This window comes from Listeria valentina (genome assembly GCF_011800755.1).
Classification (GTDB): Bacteria; Bacillota; Bacilli; order Lactobacillales; family Listeriaceae; genus Listeria; species Listeria valentina.
Window position 1 is genome coordinate 69,521 of the sequence record NZ_JAATJW010000005.1, and the last position, 22,538, is coordinate 92,058.

The 22,538-nt window shown below is 40.1% G+C and carries 17 protein-coding genes, 1 pseudogene and 1 other annotated feature; of the genes and pseudogenes, 15 read left to right on the plus strand and 3 right to left on the minus strand.

Features of this window, described 5'->3' with window-relative positions; translation table 11 throughout:
- The first annotated feature begins 11 nt into the window (after positions 1-11).
- The 11 genes and pseudogenes from ruvB to dtd all read left to right on the plus strand — a co-directional run bounded on the left by ruvB (position 12) and on the right by dtd (position 12,737).
- The gene (gene ruvB, locus HCK02_RS02525) at positions 12-1,019 is read left to right on the plus strand and encodes a Holliday junction branch migration DNA helicase RuvB (protein ID WP_115752548.1); all 1,008 of its coding nucleotides are present in this window, start codon (positions 12-14) and stop codon (positions 1,017-1,019) included.
- Positions 1,020-2,048: a tRNA preQ1(34) S-adenosylmethionine ribosyltransferase-isomerase QueA gene (gene queA / locus HCK02_RS02530; RefSeq protein WP_167628572.1), complete on the plus strand. Its 1,029-nt coding sequence runs from the start codon at positions 1,020-1,022 to the stop codon at positions 2,046-2,048. It begins immediately after the preceding gene.
- A gap of 95 nt (positions 2,049-2,143) precedes the next feature.
- Entirely contained in the window at positions 2,144-3,283 is a 1,140-nt protein-coding gene (tgt, locus tag HCK02_RS02535) for a tRNA guanosine(34) transglycosylase Tgt (protein WP_167628573.1), read from the plus strand.
- A 38-nt stretch (positions 3,284-3,321) separates the two neighbouring features.
- On the plus strand, positions 3,322-3,657 hold the full coding sequence (gene yajC / locus HCK02_RS02540) for a preprotein translocase subunit YajC (protein ID WP_167628574.1): 336 nt from the start codon (positions 3,322-3,324) through the stop codon (positions 3,655-3,657).
- A 145-nt stretch (positions 3,658-3,802) separates the two neighbouring features.
- Positions 3,803-4,051, plus strand: a pseudogene (locus tag HCK02_RS14085) (post-transcriptional regulator); the annotation flags it as partial.
- A 218-nt stretch (positions 4,052-4,269) separates the two neighbouring features.
- On the plus strand, positions 4,270-6,534 hold the full coding sequence (gene secDF, locus HCK02_RS02550; protein ID WP_167628576.1) for a protein translocase subunit SecDF: 2,265 nt from the start codon (positions 4,270-4,272) through the stop codon (positions 6,532-6,534).
- 81 nt (positions 6,535-6,615) lie between these two features.
- On the plus strand, positions 6,616-6,963 hold the full coding sequence (locus HCK02_RS02555; protein WP_167628577.1) for a LapA family protein: 348 nt from the start codon (positions 6,616-6,618) through the stop codon (positions 6,961-6,963).
- Positions 6,964-7,058: 95 nt separating this feature from the next.
- Positions 7,059-9,368, plus strand: coding sequence for a single-stranded-DNA-specific exonuclease RecJ (gene recJ / locus HCK02_RS02560; protein WP_167628578.1), 2,310 nt, complete (start codon positions 7,059-7,061; stop codon positions 9,366-9,368).
- 28 nt (positions 9,369-9,396) lie between these two features.
- Complete coding sequence (locus HCK02_RS02565) at positions 9,397-9,918, plus strand: adenine phosphoribosyltransferase (protein ID WP_036073406.1); 522 nt, start codon at positions 9,397-9,399, stop codon at positions 9,916-9,918.
- A gap of 133 nt (positions 9,919-10,051) precedes the next feature.
- Positions 10,052-12,268, plus strand: coding sequence for a RelA/SpoT family protein (locus HCK02_RS02570; RefSeq protein WP_167628579.1), 2,217 nt, complete (start codon positions 10,052-10,054; stop codon positions 12,266-12,268).
- Positions 12,269-12,281: 13 nt separating this feature from the next.
- Entirely contained in the window at positions 12,282-12,737 is a 456-nt protein-coding gene (gene dtd / locus HCK02_RS02575; RefSeq protein ID WP_167628580.1) for a D-aminoacyl-tRNA deacylase, read from the plus strand.
- Positions 12,738-12,777: 40 nt separating this feature from the next.
- On the opposite strand, the gene HCK02_RS02580 is transcribed toward dtd, so the two are convergent.
- On the minus strand, positions 12,778-14,061 hold the full coding sequence (locus tag HCK02_RS02580) for an N-acetylmuramoyl-L-alanine amidase family protein (RefSeq protein WP_167628581.1): 1,284 nt from the start codon (positions 14,059-14,061) through the stop codon (positions 12,778-12,780).
- 147 nt (positions 14,062-14,208) lie between these two features.
- Positions 14,209-14,432, plus strand: a binding site (T-box leader).
- Between the two features lie 80 nt (positions 14,433-14,512).
- Here HCK02_RS02580 and hisS point away from each other — a divergent pair.
- Both hisS and aspS read left to right on the plus strand, forming a co-directional pair.
- Entirely contained in the window at positions 14,513-15,793 is a 1,281-nt protein-coding gene (hisS, locus tag HCK02_RS02585; protein ID WP_167628582.1) for a histidine--tRNA ligase, read from the plus strand.
- A gap of 4 nt (positions 15,794-15,797) precedes the next feature.
- Complete coding sequence (gene aspS / locus HCK02_RS02590; RefSeq protein WP_167628583.1) at positions 15,798-17,567, plus strand: aspartate--tRNA ligase; 1,770 nt, start codon at positions 15,798-15,800, stop codon at positions 17,565-17,567.
- An 81-nt stretch (positions 17,568-17,648) separates the two neighbouring features.
- On the opposite strand, the gene HCK02_RS02595 is transcribed toward aspS, so the two are convergent.
- Positions 17,649-18,029 (minus strand): hypothetical protein, encoded by a 381-nt coding sequence (locus tag HCK02_RS02595; RefSeq protein WP_167628584.1) that lies wholly within the window; start codon positions 18,027-18,029, stop codon positions 17,649-17,651.
- A 166-nt stretch (positions 18,030-18,195) separates the two neighbouring features.
- On the minus strand, positions 18,196-19,404 hold the full coding sequence (locus HCK02_RS02600) for an ammonium transporter (protein WP_167628585.1): 1,209 nt from the start codon (positions 19,402-19,404) through the stop codon (positions 18,196-18,198).
- 226 nt (positions 19,405-19,630) lie between these two features.
- Between HCK02_RS02600 and HCK02_RS02605 the strand changes: the two genes are divergently transcribed.
- Complete coding sequence (locus tag HCK02_RS02605; RefSeq protein ID WP_115752725.1) at positions 19,631-20,206, plus strand: TetR/AcrR family transcriptional regulator; 576 nt, start codon at positions 19,631-19,633, stop codon at positions 20,204-20,206.
- Positions 20,207-20,248: 42 nt separating this feature from the next.
- On the plus strand, positions 20,249-22,408 hold the full coding sequence (locus HCK02_RS02610) for an MMPL family transporter (protein WP_425482843.1): 2,160 nt from the start codon (positions 20,249-20,251) through the stop codon (positions 22,406-22,408).
- The last annotated feature ends 130 nt before the right edge of the window (positions 22,409-22,538 follow it).

The following is a 22,538-nucleotide window of genomic DNA, read 5'->3' on the forward strand; positions in this document are numbered from 1 at the left end:
GAGGTTAAAGCGTGGAAGATCGGATTGTTTCTTCAGAAAATGTGAATCAGGAAGAGATTTCGTTTGAAACGAGCCTCAGACCACAACTTCTTGCTGAATATATTGGTCAAGATAAAGTAAAACAAAACTTGGAGATTTTTATCGAAGCGGCAAGGCAACGTGAAGAAGCCTTGGATCATGTGCTTCTTTATGGACCTCCTGGACTTGGAAAAACGACACTTGCAATGGTGATTGCCAATGAACTTGGAACAAATATCAGAACGACTAGTGGCCCGGCGATTGAAAGACCAGGAGACCTCGCGACGATTTTAACGGCGCTTGAACCGGGGGATGTTTTGTTTATTGATGAAATTCACCGGCTTTCAAAGGCAGTGGAAGAGATTCTTTATCCGGCGATGGAAGATTATTGTTTGGATATTGTGATCGGGACGGGACCTACGGCTAAGTCCGTTCGGCTTGATTTGCCTCCATTTACATTGATTGGTGCTACAACACGTGCTGGGCAGCTTTCTGCACCTCTTCGTGATCGTTTCGGCGTAGTGGACCATCTGGAATTTTATACAGAAAATCAGCTAGAGGATATTGTTACGCGAACAGCCAAGATTTTATCAACCGAGATCAATCATGGCGGTGCGCTTGAAATTGCAAGGCGTTCTCGTGGAACCCCTCGTATTGCTAACAGGCTGCTAAAGCGCGTCCGAGATTTTGCCCAAGTAAAAGGTAATGGTTTGGTTGATTTTTCGATCGCGGAGGAAGCTTTAACGCTTCTTAGGGTGGATCCAAGAGGGCTTGATACGATTGATCAGAGGTTGCTTGAAACGATTATTCGTTCTTTTCGTGGGGGGCCTGTCGGGCTTGATACGATTTCTGCAAGTATTGGTGAAGAACGGGAAACGATTGAAGATATGCATGAACCTTACTTACTTCAAATCGGTTTTTTACAGCGAACGCCACGTGGAAGACTGGCAACGTCGCTTGCTTATGAACATTTAGGAATTGAAGAAAAGGGTGCTGAATAAATGAGAGTTGAAGATTTCGATTTTGACTTACCTGAGGGCTTGATTGCGCAAACGCCGCTTCTTGACCGGACGGCAAGTCGTTTGATGCTTGTTGATAAACAAACAGGCGAATTAAAAGATGATACGTTTAAATCCATTGTTTCTGAACTACACGCTGGTGATGCGTTGGTATTAAATGATACCAGAGTTTTACCCGCACGACTTCATGGGGTAAAAGAAGAAACGGGTGCACATATTGAAGTACTTCTTTTAAAACAACAAGAAGGAAATGCTTGGGAAACGCTCGTAAAGCCTGCTAAACGAATTCGGAAGGGTGCAAAAATTAAGTTTGGTGAAGGAGAACTTGAAGCGGTTTGTCTGGAAGAATTAGAGCACGGCGGACGCATTTTAGAGTTCCATTATCAAGGGATTTTTTATGAGATTCTAGAACAGCTTGGTGAAATGCCGCTTCCACCTTATATCAAGGAGCAACTTGAAGACGGGGACCGTTATCAAACGGTTTACGCAAAGGAAAATGGTTCAGCAGCTGCACCGACAGCGGGTCTTCATTTTACGGAGGAACTGCTAGATGAAATAAAAGCGAAAGGCGTGAAGGTTTGCTTTTTAACGCTGCATGTTGGACTTGGGACATTTCGCCCAGTGGATGTTGAAGATACAGAAAACCACAAGATGCACTCGGAATTCTACCGTTTGACAGAAGAAACGGCTGCCGTTTTAAATGAAGTGAAACAAAACGGCGGAAAAATCGTCGCAGTGGGAACGACTTCAATTCGCACACTAGAAACGATTGCGACGAAATTTGATGGACGTATTCAAGCAGATTCGGGTTGGACGGATATTTTTATTTCACCTGGTTATACTTTTAAAGCGGTGGATGCTTTGATCACGAACTTCCATTTGCCTAAATCTACTTTAATCATGCTTGTTTCTGCACTGGCATCGCGAGACATTATTTTAAATGCTTATGCACATGCGGTACGTGAAGAATATCGCTTCTTTAGTTTTGGAGATGCGATGTTTATTCACTAATCGAGAGAAAAGAGGACTTTTTTTCTGAAAAGGCTTGAGTTCTCTCTTTTTTTTCGTTATGCTATTCAGTAGAGTAAAACAGAAAGAGGTTTGAAATGGCTGCAATTTCTTATGAATTAATAAAAACAGATAAGAAAACGGGTGCGCGTTTAGGAAAACTACATACGCCGCACGGCACGTTTGATACGCCAATGTTTATGCCTGTTGGGACGCAAGCTACGGTCAAAACGATGTCACCAGAAGAGCTTAAACAAATGGGCGCAGGTGTGATTTTAAGTAATACCTACCATCTCTGGCTTCGTCCAGGTGAAAAGCTTGTTGAGGAAGCGGGTGGCTTGCACCGGTTTATGAACTGGGATCAGCCAATTTTAACAGATTCTGGTGGTTTTCAAGTCTTTAGTTTAAGTGATATGCGCGATATTAAAGAAGAAGGCGTGCATTTCAGAAATCATCTCAACGGGGACAAGTTATTTTTATCTCCAGAAAAAGCGATTCAAATTCAGAATTCGCTCGGTGCGGACATTATGATGAGTTTTGATGAATGTCCACCGTATCCAGCGACACATGAATACATGAAGCGATCCGTTGAAAGAACATCGAGATGGGCTGAACGTGGTCTAAAGGCGCATATGAAACCGGATGTGCAAGGGCTTTTTGGAATTGTTCAAGGTGGGGCATACGAGGACTTACGGACGCAAAGTGCGAAAGATCTGGTGTCGCTTGACTTTCCTGGATATTCAATCGGCGGACTTTCTGTCGGTGAACCTAAAGATGTGATGAACCAAGTTTTGGAATATACGACACCGCTACTTCCAAGCGGGAAGCCTCGTTACTTGATGGGAGTGGGGTCTCCGGATTCGCTTATTGATGGTGTGATTCGCGGGATTGATATGTTTGATTGTGTTTTACCAACGCGGATTGCTAGAAATGGAACTTGTATGACTTCAAACGGTCGACTAGTGATCAAAAATGCCAAGTTTGCACATGATTTTGGACCACTTGATGAAAATTGTGATTGCTACACGTGTCGTAATTATTCTCGGGCCTACATTCGTCACTTGATTCGTTGTGATGAAACCTTTGGAATAAGGCTTACAACTTATCATAATCTTTATTTTCTGTTAAACTTGGTGGAAAAGGTTCGAAATGCCATCCGTGAAGATGCATTACTTGAATTTCGTGAAGAATTTTTTGAGCAATACGGATTTAATGGTCCGAATGCGAAAAATTTTTAATAAATTTATTTGGATATCTTGAGAGGAGCTGAAAGTCTTTGAACGGTTTATTAACATTTCTTCCGATTATATTGATGATTGTTTTGTTTTACTTCTTACTTATCAGACCGCAACAAAAGCGTCAAAAAGAAGTTACAAATATGCAAAACAGTCTTGCTAAGGGAGATAAAATTATTACAATTGGTGGTTTGCATGGGATTGTTGATGCAATTGAAGATAGTATCGTTGTCTTAAAATGCGGAAATGCCAAGTTGACATTTGACCGCAATGCAATCCGTACAGTTCTTGAAAAAGGAAGTACAGTTTCTGCGGAACCTGCTGCAGCAAAAGCTACAGAAGAAGATTCTGAAGATGCAAAAGAAGAAAATAAATAAAAAATCAACCGCTCCCAAGTCATTTGGAGCGGTTTTTTTGTATTAAAATGTGTCAATTTAGTGGTATTTTTGCATTTCCGCTTTTCATTTAGCCGAGTTTTAGATAGAATAAGGATAGTTGATTGTAAAGTGGGAGGGGAGTAAAATGAAATCACTTGAAGAATGGTATGAATTATTAACGCCAGCCATCTCCATCAGAGTTAAGGATTTTCACCTGCTTGGTTACCGGGAAATTAAGCCAGAGCATATTTGGAATTTCTTGACCGATGTGAAGTGGGTCGAGAAGCCTTCTCCAAATTTGCATGAGCGTGTAAATGACATCATGCAGATGAACATTGGACAATTAATGGAATTTATATCAAAGGAATCAAAAAGACCAGAAGAAAATACGCACACACTTGATCAAGCACTTGTAGAGGAAGTTCTTCACAATACGAATGAAGCCGAAGCGCATGAAGAACGGGATTCCGTTCAAGATTCTTTTTCTGTTGAAGACGAATCTAAAGAACTGTCTCAAGAAGATGAAAACAAATTAGAGGATTCAACAAAAGAAAAGTAAGTATCGCCTGCGTGCAGTGTTAGTGGTTTTGATGAGGGAGGAAAAAAGCAAAAATGGTTAAAAAGAGCAAGTTGATTACCTTTTTCCTAATTGTCGCCATTATTTTCGGTGTCGTCATTGGAACAACGAAAATGGTGCTCGACAAAATTAATTTAGGACTGGATCTCCAGGGTGGATTTGAGGTTTTATATCAAGTTGAACCCGCGAGCGGAAAAGGTGAAATCACAAAAGACACACTTACAGATACTGTAAGTGCACTCGATCGCCGGATTAACAGCATTGGTGTTGCTGAACCGGTCATCACAATTGAAGGAAATAACCGCATTCGTGTTCAGCTTGCGGGGGTCACAGACCAAAACCAAGCAAGGAAGATGCTTTCGACAACAGCGGAACTATCGTTTAGAGATGCGAAAGATAAATTGATGCTTGACGGTTCTGATCTTGTTCCAGGTGGAGCAAAACAAGCTTTTACAGATACGAACCAACCGATTGTTACTTTAAAACTGAAAAGCGCAGATAAATTTGCGAAAGTAACAAAAGATATTTTAAATGAAGCACCAAACAATCAACTGGTTATTTGGTTAGACTGGAAAAAAGGACAAAAGTATGAAGAAGAAAAAACGAAAAAAGATCCTGCTTACTTGTCCGCACCAAATGTCAGCAAAGTGATTGATGATAACAATGTACAAATCGAAGGAAACTTTACAACAAAAGAAGCTAAAGATTTAGCGAACTTGCTAAATTCCGGGGCACTACCTGTTAAAATGAAAGAAGTTTACTCGACTTCCGTCGGTGCTCAGTTTGGACAAGATGCACTTAACCAAACGATTCTTGCTGGAATCATTGGGGTTGCCGCGATCTTTATCTTTATGCTAATTGTTTACCGTATTCCTGGTATTATCGCTTGTATTACATTAACAGCTTATACGTATATCGTACTCTTAATTCTGGCGCTCTTAAATGCGACGCTCACACTCCCGGGTATTGCCGGGCTGATTCTCGGGATAGGGATGGCGGTCGACGCGAACGTTATTACCTACGAGCGGATTAAGGAAGAGCTTAAAGTTGGCAGGTCGACGAAAGCGGCTTTTGAAATTGGTGGGAAAGAAGCTTTCCGTGCGATCTTTGATGGAAATATCTCGACACTACTCGTTGCAGTTGTCTTGTTCTACTTTGGAACAAGTTCAATTAAAGGCTTTGCGACTGTACTGATTATCAGTATTCTTGTCAGCTTCTTGACTGCTGTTTGGGGTTCACGTGTCTTACTTGGCCTACTTGTGAAGAGCAATGTATTAAACAATAAACCGCGTCTCTTTACTGTAAATCCAAAAGATATCCATAACTTACATGACGGCATTAGTACTTATGATTTGAAAACACACTTCGACCGTTTTGACTTTGTCAAGAATCACCGAGTATTCCTTGGCATTTTTGCAGCAATTACGATTGCGGGCATTATCATTTTAAGTGTATTCAAATTGAACCTTGGCATTGATTTTGCGAGTGGTACACGTGCTGAAGTAACGTCTAACTCAAAACTGACGGAACAACAAATCAAGAAGGACTTAAATGAAATTAAGATGCCTTCGGATGATATTGTCTTCCAAGGTAAGAACTCTACAACAGCCGTGATTTCGTTTAAAGGTGCCTTAAGCCAATCTGAGATTGCTAAATTCAAGACACATTTTGATGATAAATATAAACATGAGCCGAGCATCAGTACGGTAACGCCGACTGTCGGAAAAGAATTAGCGAAAAATGGTTTGTATGCCCTTGCGATTGCTTCCATCTTGATTGTAGTTTACATTGCGATTCGCTTTGAATTCTACATGGGAATCGCTGCGATTCTTTCCTTGTTATTTGATGCTTTCGTGATCTTCATCTTCTTCAGTATTTTCAGGCTGGAGGTGGATTTAACCTTCATTGCCGCCGTACTTACGGTTATCGGGTATTCGATTAATGATACGATCGTAACCGCTGACCGGATTCGGGATATTGGTAAGAAAATGAAACGCTACAAGACAAAAGAAGATGTTGCTTTTGCAGTGAATCACGGATTACGGCAAACCTTTACACGGTCAATCAATACGATCTTGACTGTCGTTTTCACTGTGCTTGCCTTAGTTCTATTCGGAAGCGAATCAATTTTAAACTTCTCAATTGCGCTTCTTGTTGGACTCGTTTCAAGTGTGTTCTCGTCTATCTTTATGGCGATGCAGTTGTGGTATGTGTTTAAATCACATCAAGTGAATAAAAAAGGTCCAATTCAAAACGTGAAGAAAAAGAAAAAGCATAACCCAGGTCAACCTGTGGTATAGAAAAGTGTAAAGTGAAAAGCCGAAAAAATTTTTTCGGCTTTCGCTTTTCAAATTTATTGTTTAATTGGGGGATGGAGCTGTATGAAAAATCAGTGGCAAGTCATTTTAGGGGCATTATTGGTGCTTTTGATCGCCATTTTTGCAGTGATCAATGTAGACTCGGTTGAGGTGAATTTTTTATTTGCAAAAGCTGAGTGGCCGCTTGTCCTAGTCATTTTAGGATCAGTTTTAGTCGGTTGCTTGATTATTTTCTTCTTAAATATCGCTAAAGTGAGAAGTGGGAATAAACAAATCAAACAACTGAAAGAAGAAAAAACTGAACTAACGCGTAAGCTTGCAGCTGCGGAAGCGATGCATGGTAAGAAGTCAACGATTGATGTTGGAGAGAAAAAGGAAACAAAAGAAGCAAATGAAAAGCCAAACCTGTAATGGGTTTGGCTTTTTTTATTTGCCTTTAAAAGAAGTTCTACTGTAAAAATCAAGAAAAGTTCGGTATAATAGGAGGGTTGAAAGGTGGAACGATTGTGATTCATTCAAAATACATTTGGAAAACAGAAGAAATCGCGAAAGATAAAGCGGCCGCACTTGCAGAAGAGTTGGGTGTTTCACCTGTTCTTACTGAAATGCTTTCAAAGCGAAAAGTAACCACAAAAGGACAATTAGATAAATTTTTTCATCCAGATAAATTTTCTGCTTACGATCCATTTTTACTTCAAGAGATGGATAAAGCGGTTGAACGAATTCAAAAAGCGATTGCGCAAAATGAAAAAATAATGATTTACGGTGATTATGATGCTGATGGTGTGACGAGTATTGCCGTTTTATTTTCTTCACTTGAAAAACTTGGTGCTCAGGTAGACTTTTATATTCCGAATCGCTTTACGGAAGGCTATGGACCGAATAAAGAAGCTTTTCAAATGATTAAAAATCAAGGCTATGATCTTTTAATCACTGTTGATAATGGAATTGCAGCGCTTGATGTGATGGAATTTGCGAAAGAAATCGATTTGGATGTCATCGTGACGGATCACCACGAAAAACGAGAAACACTTCCAGAAGCAATTGCTGTGATTCATCCGCGTCATCCGCTTTCTGAATATCCTTTTCATGATCTTGCAGGGGTTGGCGTGAGTTACAAATTGTCACACGCACTGCTTGGCGAAGAACCCGAAGAATTGCTCGATCTTGTTGCTGTCGGAACAGTTGCAGACTTAGTTTCGCTCACAGATGAAAATCGGTTGCTCGTCCAAAAAGGACTTCAAGTTCTTCGAAATGCACCAAATCTTGGCTTACAAGCACTTGCCAAAAAAGCAGGTGCGAAGTTACACGAGGCGACGGAAGAAACGATCGGCTTTATGCTTGCGCCTCGTCTAAATGCAGTTGGACGTCTTGGAGCTGCGGATCCTGCTTGCGAACTGCTCCTTGCGCATATGGACGAAGAGGCGGAAGAGCTTGCTCAGCTTATTGATGAGACGAATAAAGAACGCCGCACGCTTGTTGCTGACATTACGAAGCAGGCCTCTCAAATGGTGGAAGAGATGGAGAAAATGCCGAGCATAATTATTGTAGCAGCTACTGACTGGAACGCGGGGGTTTTGGGCATTGTGGCTTCGCGTCTAGTTGAGAAATTTGGCCGGCCGACGATTTGCTTAGCAATTGATGAAGCGACAGGCCTTGCTAAAGGTTCAGGACGAAGTGTCCCTGCGTTTCACCTGTATCAAGAACTCGATCAAAATCGTGAACTACTAGAAGCTTTCGGTGGGCATCCAATGGCTGCGGGGCTTACGCTTCGTGTGGATGCGCTTCAGACTTTTACGGAAAATATGGAAGGGCAAGCAGCAAAACTTTCTCAAGAAGATTTGAAGCCTGCACTCCAGATTGAAGATACAATTTCACTTGAAACGGCAAGTCTATCTTTCATTCAAATGGTGGAACAAATGGCGCCATTTGGAACGGGTAACCCTAAACCGCTTTTCAAATTTGCTAGCGTTCATCTTGAGGGGACAAAGCAAATCGGGGCGGATAAGACGCATCTCAAAACTTTCTTGAAAAAAGATGAAGCTTCACTCGATGCGGTTGGTTTTAATATTGGGCACCTTGTGTCTGAGCTTTCTCCGGCAGCGGAAGTGGATGTTGTGGGTGAACTCTCGGTTAATGAATGGAACAATGTTCGAAAGCCACAGCTACGTCTTGTTGATCTTTCGGTTTCGCACTGGCAAGTGTTTGATGTTCGTAACCGAACGGAATGGAACCAGTTGCTTCGTGATAAAAAAAGTGAACGTGTTTTTATTTGTTTCGAAGAGTCTAGTAAAGAAGCGCTCGTTAATCTGGAAGAAACGGTCATTGCCTTCAGTGATTCTCTTAGCGAGGCTTCACTTCCCAAATCTGAAGAGATTATTTTTGCAGATATCCCGCAAGAAGTCGGGCAGCTTGAGCGTGTGGTTCAGGAAATTCAGCCAGAAAAAATTTATTTTCACTTTCATTCTGGAGAAAATAATGCGATGGACCGGTTACCGGACAGAAAAGCGTTTGCCTCGCTTTATGGGGTAATTAAAAAATTCCAACCGTTTTCGCTCAGCAAATACGAAGAACCGCTGTCACGCAAATTTGGCTGGAGCAAACAACAAATTGAATTTATGTCGGGCGTGTTTTTTGAGCTGGATTTTGTTAAAATAGAAGGTGATGTGATTACGCTTCAAGAGACTGCAGGGAAAAGGAATTTAGAAGAAGCGGAATTGTATCAGCAAAAAGAACGTGAACTTGAAACGCGACAAAAACTGCTTTATGCGAGTTATTCGGATTTACTTAACTGGATGAAGCGGATCATGGAGTAATCGCTCTAAAACTTGGAGGAAACCAAACATGGACTTAAATGAACTGAAAAATTATGTGGCAATTGTTGAAGACTGGCCAAAAGAAGGCATTGTCTTTAAAGATATTACGCCGCTCATGAATGATGGAGAGGCTTATAAATTTGCAACCGATCAAATCGTTAAATATGCGGAAAAATTAGAAGTTGACTTGATCGTTGGGCCAGAAGCGCGTGGCTTTATCATTGGCTGCCCGGTCGCTTATGCACTTGGAATCGGTTTTGCACCTGTTAGAAAACCAGGGAAATTACCGCGCGAAACGATTGAAATGGAATATGCACTTGAATACGGAACGAATACGCTTACGATGCATAAAGACGCAATCAAGCCAGGACAACGGGTTCTTATTACAGACGATTTACTCGCAACTGGGGGGACGATTGAGGCGACGATCAAGCTAGTTGAAAAACTTGGCGGTGTGGTTGCTGGTTGTGCCTTCTTGATTGAATTAACGGAACTTCATGGACATGAAAAATTAAATGGCTATGACCGTTTAATTTTGATGGATTTTTAAAGAAAGAAGACCATTTTCGCTTAGAAAGTGGTTTTTTTCTTTATCGGACTTTAAAACTACTTTCTAAAGAATATTTAGTCGTGTATAATGAAAGCAAGAATCTTTTCTGGCTGAACAAAAGGGGTGGATAAAAATGGCGAAAGATCAAAATTTAACGGCTGAACAAGTGATTGAAATGGCTTCTCACTATATGAATAAGGAACATCTTGCTATAGTTGAAAAAGCCTATAAATTTGCCCGTGATGCACATCGTGAACAATTTCGTAAATCGGGAGAGCCTTATATTATTCATCCGATACAAGTCGCGGGCATTTTAGTTGAACTTCACATGGATCCGCAAACGGTTGCTTCAGGTTTTTTACATGATGTTGTGGAAGATACAGAAGTGACACTTGAAGACTTGCAGGAAGCTTTTGGTGAAGAAGTAGCGATGCTTGTTGACGGGGTTACTAAACTTGGAAAAATCAAATATAAGTCGCATGAAGAGCAACAAGCGGAAAATCACAGGAAAATGTTTATTGCAATGGCACAGGATATTCGAGTTATCTTGATTAAACTTGCCGACCGGTTGCATAACATGCGGACGCTCAAACATTTGCCGGTCGAAAAACAGCGGCGAATTTCAACAGAAACGCTTGAAATTTTTGCACCACTTGCTCACAGGCTAGGTATTAGTCGTGTAAAATGGGAACTAGAAGATACAGCGCTACGCTACTTAAATCCTCAACAGTATTACCGCATTGTTCACTTGATGAAGCAAAAGCGTGGCGAACGGGAGCGGTATTTGCAAGATGTCATTGATGGTGTGGAAGAGAACTTAAATGAACTCCACATAGAAGCTGATATTTCTGGGCGTCCGAAGCATATCTATTCGATTTATCGGAAGATGTCAGAGCAGCACAAACAATTTAATGAAATATATGACTTGTTAGCTGTTCGAATACTCGTAAATAGCATCAAAGATTGTTATGCGGTTCTTGGTGTGATTCACACGAGATGGAAACCGATGCCGGGACGTTTCAAAGATTACATTGCAATGCCAAAATCGAACATGTATCAATCGCTCCATACGACAGTTATTGGTCCTCAAGGTGAACCGCTTGAAGTTCAAATTAGAACGCAGGAAATGCACCAAATTGCTGAATACGGGGTTGCGGCACACTGGGCTTATAAAGAAGGAAAAGTTGTCAATTCGAAGACGTCTTTTGACAATAAAATGACATGGTTCCGTGAAATTCTTGAATATCAAAATGAATCTGATAATGCAGAAGAATTTATGGAGTCGCTTAAATTGGATTTGTTTTCCGATGTGGTTTATGTTTTCACACCAAAAGGGGATGTGTTTGAGCTTCCAAATGGCTCTGTACCACTTGATTTTGCTTATCGTATCCATACGGAAATTGGAAATAAAACCATTGGTGCAAAAGTAAATGGAAAAATCGTTACGCTTGATTATAAATTAAAAACAGGCGATATTATTGATATTTTGACATCCAAACATTCATACGGACCAAGTCGGGACTGGCTGAAACTCGTTCAAACTTCGCAAGCACGCAATAAAATTCGCCAATTCTTTAAACGTCAAGATAAAGAAGAGAACATTGAAAAAGGCCGCGATATGGTTGAAAAAGAACTTCGGCAGATGGACTATGAACCGAAGAAAATCATGACGCAAGAAAATATGAAACGTCTTATCGACAAATTAAATTTTGCCCAAGAAGACGACTTGTTTGCCGCAGTTGGTTATAATGGCATCACGGCTTTACAAGTCGCCAATCGACTGACTGAAAAAGAACGAAAAGAGCGGGAGCAAGAAGAACAAACCGAGAAATTATTAACGCAAGCGGAGCAAAAAAATAATTTAGCAGAACAAAATAATGAAAAGCTAAAGATCAAACACAATGCTGGCGTGGTTGTTCAAGGAGTTGGGAATCTATTAATTCGATTATCGCGTTGTTGTAATCCAGTCCCTGGTGACCAAATTGTCGGCTATATAACAAAGGGCCGCGGCATTTCGATTCACCGAAAGGATTGTCCAAATGTCCAGTCGACGGAAACAGATCGCTTGATTGATGTGGAGTGGGAAGATGCCGATGAAAAATCGAAAACAGATTACAATGTGGATATCGAAGTATTTGGCTACAATCGCAATGGATTATTAAACGATATTTTACAAGTTGTTAATAGCTTAACTTCGAATATTAATGGGGTTAACGCGAAAGTGGATCAAAACAAAATGGCAACACTAGTCTTGACTCTTCAAATCCATAACATTGCTCACTTGCAGCGTGTGGTGGATAAGATTAAGCAAATTCCAGATGTTTATACTGTTCGGAGATTGATGAATTAGAGGAGGAGATAAAATGCGCGTTTTACTTCAACGAACGAAATCTGCAAGTGTAACGATTGATGGCGAAATTACAGGGGAAATTCCATTTGGGCTTTGTTTACTTGTTGGGTTTACCCATACAGATACAGAAAAAGAGATTGATGTATTGGTGAAAAAAATTGCGGGATTGCGTATTTTCGAAGACGAAAATGAAAAAATGAACTTATCGCTTGCAGATGTTGGCGGTGACATTTTAAGTGTTTCGCAGTTTACGCTTTATGCCGATGTCAGAAAAGGACGCCGGCCAAGTTTTACGGATTCTGCTCCTGGAAGTGAAGCAGAAGCACTTTATCAACTCTTCAATGAAAAACTTGAACAAGAACTTGGATTAAACGTGGAAACGGGGGTTTTCGGTGCTTCTATGCAAGTAACGATTACAAATGATGGCCCCGTTACGATCATGTTAGATTCGGATGATCTTGCTAAATGAAGCTAATAAAAAAGTAGCGCTCACCGTGAGCGCTACTTTTTTAATTGGCGAAGTAATTCGACAAGCCTTCTGTGACTGCATCTGCAATTTGGTTCCGGTATGAGCTTGAATTGATACGATCTTCATCTTGACGTGAGCTGAGATAGCCTAATTCAAGTAGAAGAGCGGGTTGCTCATTTTCACGTACTACATAGTAATCGCCAACTCGTGCACCTCGATTCGAAATAGATAGTGCATCACCTAAGCTATCATTTATCGTATTTGCCAGTTCCTTGTCGCGTTTTTTGTAATAGTATGTCGTTTGTCCACTTACGCTTCCATCGGCACTATCTTCAACACTGTCAAAGTGAATACTGATGAAGACATCGGCTTGATTTTTCGAAGCGGTTTTATTGCGATCACGAAGTGAAACATATTCATCGCTATTTCGGGTCATGATCACTTTGGCACCAGCACTTTCAAGTTTGGAACGAATCGCTTTTGCCGTTTTCAATGTAGCGCTTTTCTCAACAGTTCCTTTGTCCCCTTTGGCTCCAGGATCATTACCGCCGTGTCCTGGGTCGAGAACAACGGTTGCTTCTGAAAGTTTAGTCGTCTTCGATTTCTGTGGCATTTCTCCGCCAGAAGAAATATCAACAACCCAGTTTGCCACGTAACCCGTATTTCCATTTGAAGTTTTTACTTGATACCAGTCGCCTTGAACGCCTTCGATTTCATAGGTTTCCCCAGAATCGGCTTTTTCAAGAACACTACCGCTTAGATCGGGTTTATTACGGATATTTGTTTCGTTTTCACGAATCGAAATACTTTGTAAGTCTTTTGAAGCGCTCTTCGTCGTAGAGTTTCGAATTGTTATGTAATCGGAACTTACCCAAGCGTTTCGACCTTGATATTGAATTTGAGCCCAACCATCTTGCTCACTCACGACGTTAACTTGGTCATTAGTATTCAATACGCCAAGCACGGCACTGTCGGTACTCGGTTTGTCTCTTACATTTAATCCGCCATCTGAAGAAACAACTGCGATACTGTTACTAGCCGCACTGACCGAAGTATTTTTAACAAGCCAGCTTGCTACCCAACCGCTATTTCCGTCTTCAAGACGAACTTTATACCATTTATTTTCTTCTCCGATTACCTGAAGCACATCATTTTTCCGAACTTGACTCGTGACATCATAAGCAAGACCAGGGCCGCTCCGAACGTTGACAACGTCAGCTTCGACGCTGACCGAATTGGCATGGGCCATTGCAAAGGTCACTAAAATTCCAGCTGCAATGAGTGCTGTCGATAAAATCGAAATCAATATGAAATTCTTTCGCACGAAATCGAAACACCCCCAAAGTAAAAGTTAACTCATTCAAATGTTACCATAAAATGCGTTTGTGTGAAACCTTAAACCACTTTTTAGAAAAAACTAGGCAGATATTGACTTTCTCGCTGTTTTCTAGTAATCTAAACATAATTCATATTATGACCGAAGACGAAGAAAAGTACAAGCTTCACTCCCAAAAAAGAGAGGATTTCATTTTGCTGAAAGAAATCTGTGGTGACAAGTTTTGGAAAGACACTTCCGAGGTTTCAGTCGAAAAAGTAAAAAGTAGACTGAAACGCGAATCCAGCGTTATGGAAAAGTGGGAATTTAGTATTCCAATTAGGGTGGTACCACGGGTGAATTTATCTCTCGTCCCTTGTTAGTAAAGTGACAAGGGGCGGGAGTTTTTATATGTTTGAAACAAAAAATAGACTAAACTTAAACTAAGGAGGAAACAACAATGGAAATTCAATTACCTCGCGGCACAAGAGACATTTTGCCAAATGAAATTGGGACTTGGCACTTTTTAGAAAATAAATTTCGATCGATTTGCGAAACTTATCGTTATAGCGAAATTCGAACTCCTATTTTTGAACATACTGAGCTTTTTGAGCGCGGTGTGGGGGATTCGACGGATATCGTAACGAAAGAAATGTACACCTTCCAAGATAAAAAAGGAAGAAGCTTAACACTTCGTCCAGAAGGTACGGCGCCTGTTGTTCGTTCTTTTGTGGAACATAAGATGTTTGGTGATGTGAACCAGCCCGTTAAACTTTATTATAATGGACCGATGTTTCGCTATGAACGACCACAAGGCGGGAGACAGCGTCAATTTACGCAAATGGGGATCGAAGCCATTGGAAGTGATGACCCATCAATTGATGCAGAAGTGATTTCACTTGCAATGAACTTCTTTCGTTCAATTGGTTTAAAAAATATTTCTCTTATTATTAATAGTCTTGGCGATAAAGAAAGTCGCTTAAAACACAGGGAAGCATTGATCGCGCATTTTGAACCGCAAATTGATGAGTTTTGTTCAGATTGTCAAGCGCGTCTTTATAAAAATCCACTTCGGATTCTGGATTGTAAAACGGATCATGAACATCCACTTGTAACAAGCGCGCCATCTATTTTAGATTTTTTAAATGAAGAATCGGAGGCATACTTTGCTAAGGTAAAAGGATTCTTAGATGCCATTGGGATTTCTTATACAGTGGATCCAACGCTTGTAAGAGGCCTTGATTATTACAATCACACGACATTTGAAATTATGAGTGATGAAGAAGGATTTGGCGCAAAAACCACACTTTGTGGAGGCGGTCGTTATCACGGTCTTGTACAAGAATTTGACGGGCCAGATACACCGGGTATTGGTTTCGGGATGGGTGTTGAACGTGTTTTACTTGCACTTGAAAAAGCGCAAGTAAAAATCCCTGCAGCAAAAGCACTAAGTTGCTACGTGATTTCTGCACAAGAAGAAGCAGATGAAAAAGTCGTACAACTGGTGAATACGCTTCGGAATCACGGAATTAGTGCCGAAAAAGATTATCAAAAACGAAAACTTAAAGCGCAACTTAAAGATGCCGACCGAAAACAAGCAAAATATACCGTAATCATCGGTGAAGATGAAATTCGAACGGGTGAATATAGCTTGAAAAATATGGCTACGGGTGAACAGTTCCTCGTTACTGAAACTGAATTAATTACGACGCTTGAAGAGCAAGCTGAGGGGGACGAATAAAATAATGGAAAAAAGAACATCCTATTGTGGAGAATTAACGGAAAAAAATCAAGGCGAAATTGTTACGCTACATGGTTGGGTACAAAAACGGCGTGACCTAGGTGGCTTAATCTTTATCGATTTACGTGATCGTGAAGGAATTGTTCAAGTGGTTTTCAATCCTGAACTTTCTAGTGAAGCCCTTTCGATTGCAGAAGAAATACGCTCTGAATTTGTCATTTCTGTTAAAGGAGAAGTGGCATTAAGACGTGAAGAAGCTGTAAATGACAAACTTAAAACGGGGAAAATTGAGGTTCTTGCAAGTGAAGTGACGATTTTAAATCGCTCGAAAACACCGCCTTTTTATATCGAAGACGGGATCAATGTTTCTGATGAACTTCGCTTGAAATACCGCTATTTAGATCTTCGCCGTCCTGAAATGACTGCTGTCTTTAAAATGCGGCATCACGTCACTCGTGTTTTTCGTGAAAAATTAAATGAACTTGGTTTTTATGATATCGAAACGCCTTACTTGACGAAAAGCACGCCAGAAGGTGCGCGTGACTATTTAGTGCCTAGTCGAGTTTATCCAGGTAGTTTTTATGCATTGCCTCAATCCCCGCAAATTTTGAAACAATTGCTGATGACAGCGGGATTCGATAAATACTATCAAATTGTTCGTTGCTTCCGCGATGAGGATCTTAGAGGCGATCGCCAACCTGAATTTACACAAGTGGACTTAGAAACGAGCTTCTTGAGTAAAGAAGAAATTCAAGAAATTACAGAAATCATGCTAACTGCAGTTGTAAAAGAAGTGAAGGGAATTGAAATTCCTCGACCTTTCACGAGAATGACCTACGATGAAGCGATGCGTCGTTTTGGAAGTGATAAACCAGATGTTCGCTTTGGATTAGAACTTACAGACGTTTCAGAGGTTGTGCAAGATGTTTCGTTTAAAGTCTTTACGGGAGCTCTTGAAGCAGGTGGGGAAGTGAAGGCGATCAATGCGAAACAAGCAGCTGAAAAGTATTCACGTAAAGATATTGATGCGTTAGGCGAATTTGTAGCTACTTACGGAGCTAAAGGTCTTGCTTGGATGAAAGTCGAACAAGATGAACTGAAAGGACCAATTGCTAAATTCTTTGATGCTAGTAAACAAAGTGAATTGCGACAAGCTCTTGAAGCTGAAGCTGGTGACTTATTACTATTTGCTGCAGATACAAAAGAGATCGTAGCAGCTTCACTTGGTGCACTTCGGACGAAACTTGGAAAAGACTTAGCGCTTTATGATGAAAATGAACTTGCCTTTTTATGGGTAACGGACTGGCCACTATTTGAATATGATGAAGAAGCTGGTCGCTTTGTGTCTGCCCACCATCCGTTTACTTTACCGCGTGAAGAAGACATTGAAAAGCTGGAATCTAATCCTGAAGATGCGATGGCTGAAGCGTATGATATTGTTTTAAATGGCTATGAAATCGGCGGAGGCTCGCTGCGGATTTACCAAAAAGATGTGCAACAAAAAATGCTTCGTGCGCTAGGGTTTAGTGATGAGGAAGCAGAAGCGCAATTTGGCTTTTTGATGAATGCACTGGAATACGGAACGCCGCCACATGGTGGTATTGCGTTAGGGCTTGACCGAATTGTTATGATTTTAGCTGGAAGCAGTAATTTACGTGATACAATTGCATTTCCGAAAACGGGTAGTGCGGTTGACTTGCTTACACAAGCGCCAAGTAGCGTAAGTGATGGGCAATTAAAAGAATTGGGCTTAGAGATTGAAGATGAATCTTGATAGCGATAAAAAGGAATCGGCAATCCTACCGATCCCTTTTTTGAACAAACAAAAACGTGAGTTCCCGCAACTCACGTTTTTTTATTGATTCGTAATTTTTTCTAAGTTGTCAACTTTTACTTTGTTGACAAGCAAACCTTTATTGTTTTCATTCGACCAAAATGGACCTTCCAGTTCTTGGCTCGTTTTTTTATCGACATGTTTTTTGTTGTAAAATGTCGCTTCTATGTTATAATGATTTCCTTTTTTAACGGAATTTAAAAGATCTTTTGAAACTGGCAGGGTAACGATTGTGTTTCCTGCGCCGTCAATGGTGCCGCTGATTGTTTTTTTATCCGCATCTTTTTTGCTTACGTTAAAACTAAAAGTTAAATTTACTTTTGAAGATACATGTTGATAGTAAAAATAACCGCCGCCAAGTAGCAAAATAGCAACCAGCGTAAATATAGGAATTTTACGCATATAACTTCTTTGCGCCTCCAATCTAATGACATCTCTATCCCATTATAACGCATAAATGGCTTCTGGAAAGAGAAACAAGTGATTTCTCATCGTTTTTTTAGAATTGAAGGGCATTTTTGAGGATTTACTCATGGAAATCTTCTTTTTGAGCATCTAATTTTCATGTTTAACGGTCGTGATACGCCTTTTCACCATGCAAGGTCCAATCCAGTCCGCTCGTCTCTTGTTCTTCGTTGACGCGGATCGGGAGGAACAAGCGAATGATTGCCACAATCACAATTGTAAGGACAGAAACGAATAAAATGGTCGCACCAATTGCGGCAATTTGCTTGAAAAGCAGTGTATAGTTGCCGAAGAAAAGGCCGTTTGCTCCATTAGGATTCACTTTGATGGAAGCAAATAAACCTGTTGCAATGCCACCCCAAATACCTCCGATACCATGCAAACCAAACGCATCAAGGGCATCATCATATTTCACTTTTCCTTTTAGCCAAGAAACACCCCAAAAGCAAAGCATACCGCCGATAAAGCCAATCGGGATAGCGCTTGGAATGCTAACAAATCCAGCGGCTGGTGTGATGGATACAAGGCCTGCGATCGCTCCAGAAATTGTGCCTAACATGGTTGGGCGTTTGTGCATGAGCCATTCAACGGCTCCCCATCCGATGATTCCTGCAGCAGCTGCCGTGTTTGTGTTGACGAAAGCTGTCATGGCTACTTGGTCGATCGTAAGGGCGCTTCCAACGTTAAAACCGTACCAACCGAACCAAACGAGAATACCTCCGATCAAAGCAAGTGGTAAATTGTGCGGCGAGGCGGTATCGGCTTCTTTTCGGCGTCCGATCATGATGGCTAGCACGAGCCCTGTAACGCCAGAACTGATATGAACGACATTACCACCAGCAAAATCAAGGGCTCCTAGCTCGCGGAGAAAGCCACCTTCACCCCAAACCCAGTGTGCGACGGGGGCATAAACGAGTAAAGACCAAAGAAGAATAAATACGAGGTAAGCAGGAAAACTCATTCGTTCGGCGAAGGCGCCAGATATGATCGCAACCGTCAAAACGGCGAATGTCATTTGAAACATCATGAATAACAAGTGCGGAATTGAATCGCTATAAAGTGTTGAACTAGAAAACCTAACATTGTGGAGAAAACTCCATTCGAAGCCACCTATAAAAGCGTTATTCGGCGAGAACGCAAGCGAGTAACCGATTAAAATCCACAGAATGGAAACGATGGCCATGGAGCTAAAACTATACATCGCGGTACTTAGCACGTTTTTGCGCCGAACCATCCCTCCATAAAACAATGCAATTCCTGGTGTCATTAGCCAAACTAATAATGTGCAGAAAAACATAAAAATAGATTCCATAATCAGCTCTCCTCTATTTTATGTCATATTATATAACATAAATAATTTTATTTTATGGTATTATCATACAGTATAGAGATTTATTTGCAAGCGTAATCTGTTTTTTGCTGTTTTTGTCGGTATATATAACATTTTGATGAGGCGATTTGAAAAAAAGTGTTATAAAAGGTAAGATGAAATAAAAAAGGAGAGGATTGAAGTGGCTAGAAGAAGTCGAGCAGAAGAAATGGCTCGGACCCGTTTAAAAATCTTAGATGCTGGTAGGACTCTTTTTATGAAAAAAGGATATCGAGCGGTAACTACTCGAGAAATAGCTTTGTCTGCTAAAATTACTCAGCCAGCATTGTATCATCATTTTCAAGATAAAGAAGTTCTTTATCTTGAGGTTGTGAAAAAATTAACTGCTGATATTCAATCTGACATGAAGAACATTTTAGATAAAAAGATAAATTGCGAAGCTAAACTTAATCTAGTTGTACTAAATTTAATTGAAAAACATCCAACTAACATTTTACTAATGGTCCATGATATTTTAAATGAGTTAAAAAAAGAAAACCAGAGAGTATTATATGATTTATGGTATAGAAGCTATTTTTTGCCTATAGAAGCTATTTTTTCAGACTTTGTTAAAAAGGGAGATACACAAAGTCAACTTACATCTAAAGAAGCGGCAGAATATTTTTTATCGGCAATTACTCCACTTTTTATGCCCACAAATCTGCTGTCGACTAAGGAACTTAGAGAAAAAGTATCGGAAAGAATCTATTTGATTTTGTTTGGGTTTATGAAAAAAGAGGTATAGTAAATTGCTTCTTTTTTTTACCATTCATTTATCAATTGATAAATGAATAGAATAGGGGGATTTATTTTGAAAATTAAAGATGGGATAGCAAAAATAATTAGTGGAAAAAAAGGGCGCTTTGTAATTATTGCTATTTGGATTGTTGTAGCTTTGGGATTGCAGTTTATTCTGCCAAATGCCTCAACGTATAAAGAAGATACAGCACGTGATTTATCGAAGTCGGAACCCTCAGTAATTGCAGAAAAAGTTGAAGATCGTTATTTTGAAAAGAATAATGGAATCCCTTTACTGATAACATGGTCGAGCAACCAAGGTCTTTCAACATCCGATTTGGAGAAAATTCAAGAACTGAACGCCTCTTTACAAAACGACCCAATTCCGAAGCAAAATCAGTTGGTTCCAATTGAAAAGGTGCCGCCGCAAGTCCTTTTGGAGCAACGCTCTAAGGATAAAAAATCTTTTATCCAAACTGTGATTATGGATGAAGGAACTAGTTCAGAAAAAATAAAAATAGCTATTAGTGAATTGGAAAAAAGAACGAATGGTATATTTCGAAATAACCCTTTTGAGACAAATCTCGATAGTGAAAAGCAACTGATTGCACGTGCTACTGGACCAGCAGGAATTAGCGTTGACGCCTCAGAGCTTTTTAAGGATGCAGATGTTTCTTTATTAATTGCTACAGTGTGTATTGTATTGCTTATTTTACTATTAATTTATCGCTCTCCTATTTTAGCGTTAATTCCTCTAATTGCTGTTGGGATGGCTTATTTAATCGTAACACCTATTCTTGGCTTCCTCGGAAAAGAAGGAATTATAACTTATAGCTCTCAAGGACTTTCGATTATGACTGTGCTACTATTCGGAGCAGGAACAGATTATTGTTTATTTTTAATTTCAAGGTACCGGCATTTTCTGAAAATCGAACAGGATCGATTTAAGTCCTTACGTTTTGCTTTTAGAGGTGTATCAGGAGCTATACTTCTCAGTGGATTAACAGTGATGTGCGCTTTGCTATTGCTCCTTGCTACTAGATATGGTTCTTTCCATAATTTTGCAATTCCCTTTAGTTTAGCTATTTTAGTCATGCTACTTTCTTCTTTAACTTTAGTTCCAGCGCTTTTAGGAGTTTTTGGTCGCGTTTCTTTTTGGCCTTTCATCCCGCACCCATCAAGAGAAAATAAGAAGGAGAATAGACTGTGGGATGCAATCGGTAGAATAGCAATTAGGTATCCAATTATCATTATAATCTTCTCTGTTGTACTTCTTGGAATGGCTTCATTTCAAGTTACGCAAATTAATTATAGTTATGATACACTTTCGAGTTTCCCAGATGATATGCCTTCTAAGGAAGGCTTTCGATTAATTGAAGACCATTTTGGTGCGGGTTATCTTGCACCTCTCACTGTTATAGTGAAAAATGGACAGAGCAAAGATCGCGAGGCACTTCAAGAAATCGAAGGTGTGAAATCAGTAAGCTCAGCTGAACCTAGCTCGAAAAATAAATCTTTTCTTAAGTATTCTGTCATTTTGAATGAAAATCCCTATAGCAAAGAAGCGATGAATAAAATTCCTAAATTAAAACAGGCAATAAAGGGCGTTGATAGTCAAGTTTATATAGCAGGGCAAACTGCTACTCAATTTGATGAACGTTCAGTTTCGAAAACTGATGAAAAAATAGTAATTCCACTTGTTATAGTACTTATTAGTGTTTTGTTGCTTTTTTATTTGAGGTCCATTGTCGCCATGATATATCTTGTTTTGACAGTGCTTTTTTCCTATACTGCTTCTCTTGGTATGGGATGGCTAATTTTGCATTATTTCTTTGAAGTTGACGCAATTTCAGGCTTGATTCCACTTTATGCATTTATCTTTATTGTAGCGCTTGGAGAGGATTACAATATATTTATGGTTTCGAGCATTTGGGAGAATGCACATAAAATGCCGATTAGCAAGGCTGTACGAGAAGGAGTACATGAAACAGGGGGAGTAATTACTTCAGCCGGAGTTATTTTAGCGGCTACATTCCTCGTCTTGACTACACTCCCGATTGAGCTTCTTGTGCAATTTGGTTTGATAACGGCGTTGGGTATTCTAGTTGATACTTTTCTTATTCGGCCTTTACTTGTGCCGGCACTTACCGTTCTACTTGGGAAATGGGCTTTCTGGCCAGGCATGAACAGACTTTTTAAATCAAGATAATGTTTTTTATGATAAAAGGCAAAAGACAAGAAGTCCCTTTTGGAACTTCTTGTCTCAGACTGTAGACAAAGTAGTGAAAAACTTTGTTTACAGTCTTTTTTTAGATATACTTGTGATAGAACATACATAA

Coding starts and splice junctions, on each gene's coding strand:
- queA (WP_167628572.1), top strand. CDS start 1,020: ATGAGAGTTGAAGATTTCGATTTTGACTTACCTGAGGGCTTGATTGCG.
- tgt (WP_167628573.1), top strand. CDS start 2,144: ATGGCTGCAATTTCTTATGAATTAATAAAAACAGATAAGAAAACGGGT.
- secDF (WP_167628576.1), top strand. CDS start 4,270: ATGGTTAAAAAGAGCAAGTTGATTACCTTTTTCCTAATTGTCGCCATT.
- HCK02_RS02555 (WP_167628577.1), top strand. CDS start 6,616: ATGAAAAATCAGTGGCAAGTCATTTTAGGGGCATTATTGGTGCTTTTG.
- HCK02_RS02565 (WP_036073406.1), top strand. CDS start 9,397: ATGGACTTAAATGAACTGAAAAATTATGTGGCAATTGTTGAAGACTGG.
- HCK02_RS02570 (WP_167628579.1), top strand. CDS start 10,052: ATGGCGAAAGATCAAAATTTAACGGCTGAACAAGTGATTGAAATGGCT.
- dtd (WP_167628580.1), top strand. CDS start 12,282: ATGCGCGTTTTACTTCAACGAACGAAATCTGCAAGTGTAACGATTGAT.
- hisS (WP_167628582.1), top strand. CDS start 14,513: ATGGAAATTCAATTACCTCGCGGCACAAGAGACATTTTGCCAAATGAA.
- aspS (WP_167628583.1), top strand. CDS start 15,798: ATGGAAAAAAGAACATCCTATTGTGGAGAATTAACGGAAAAAAATCAA.
- HCK02_RS02595 (WP_167628584.1), bottom strand. CDS start 18,029: ATGCGTAAAATTCCTATATTTACGCTGGTTGCTATTTTGCTACTTGGC.
- HCK02_RS02600 (WP_167628585.1), bottom strand. CDS start 19,404: ATGGAATCTATTTTTATGTTTTTCTGCACATTATTAGTTTGGCTAATG.
- HCK02_RS02605 (WP_115752725.1), top strand. CDS start 19,631: ATGGCTCGGACCCGTTTAAAAATCTTAGATGCTGGTAGGACTCTTTTT.
- HCK02_RS02610 (WP_425482843.1), top strand. CDS start 20,249: ATGAATAGAATAGGGGGATTTATTTTGAAAATTAAAGATGGGATAGCA.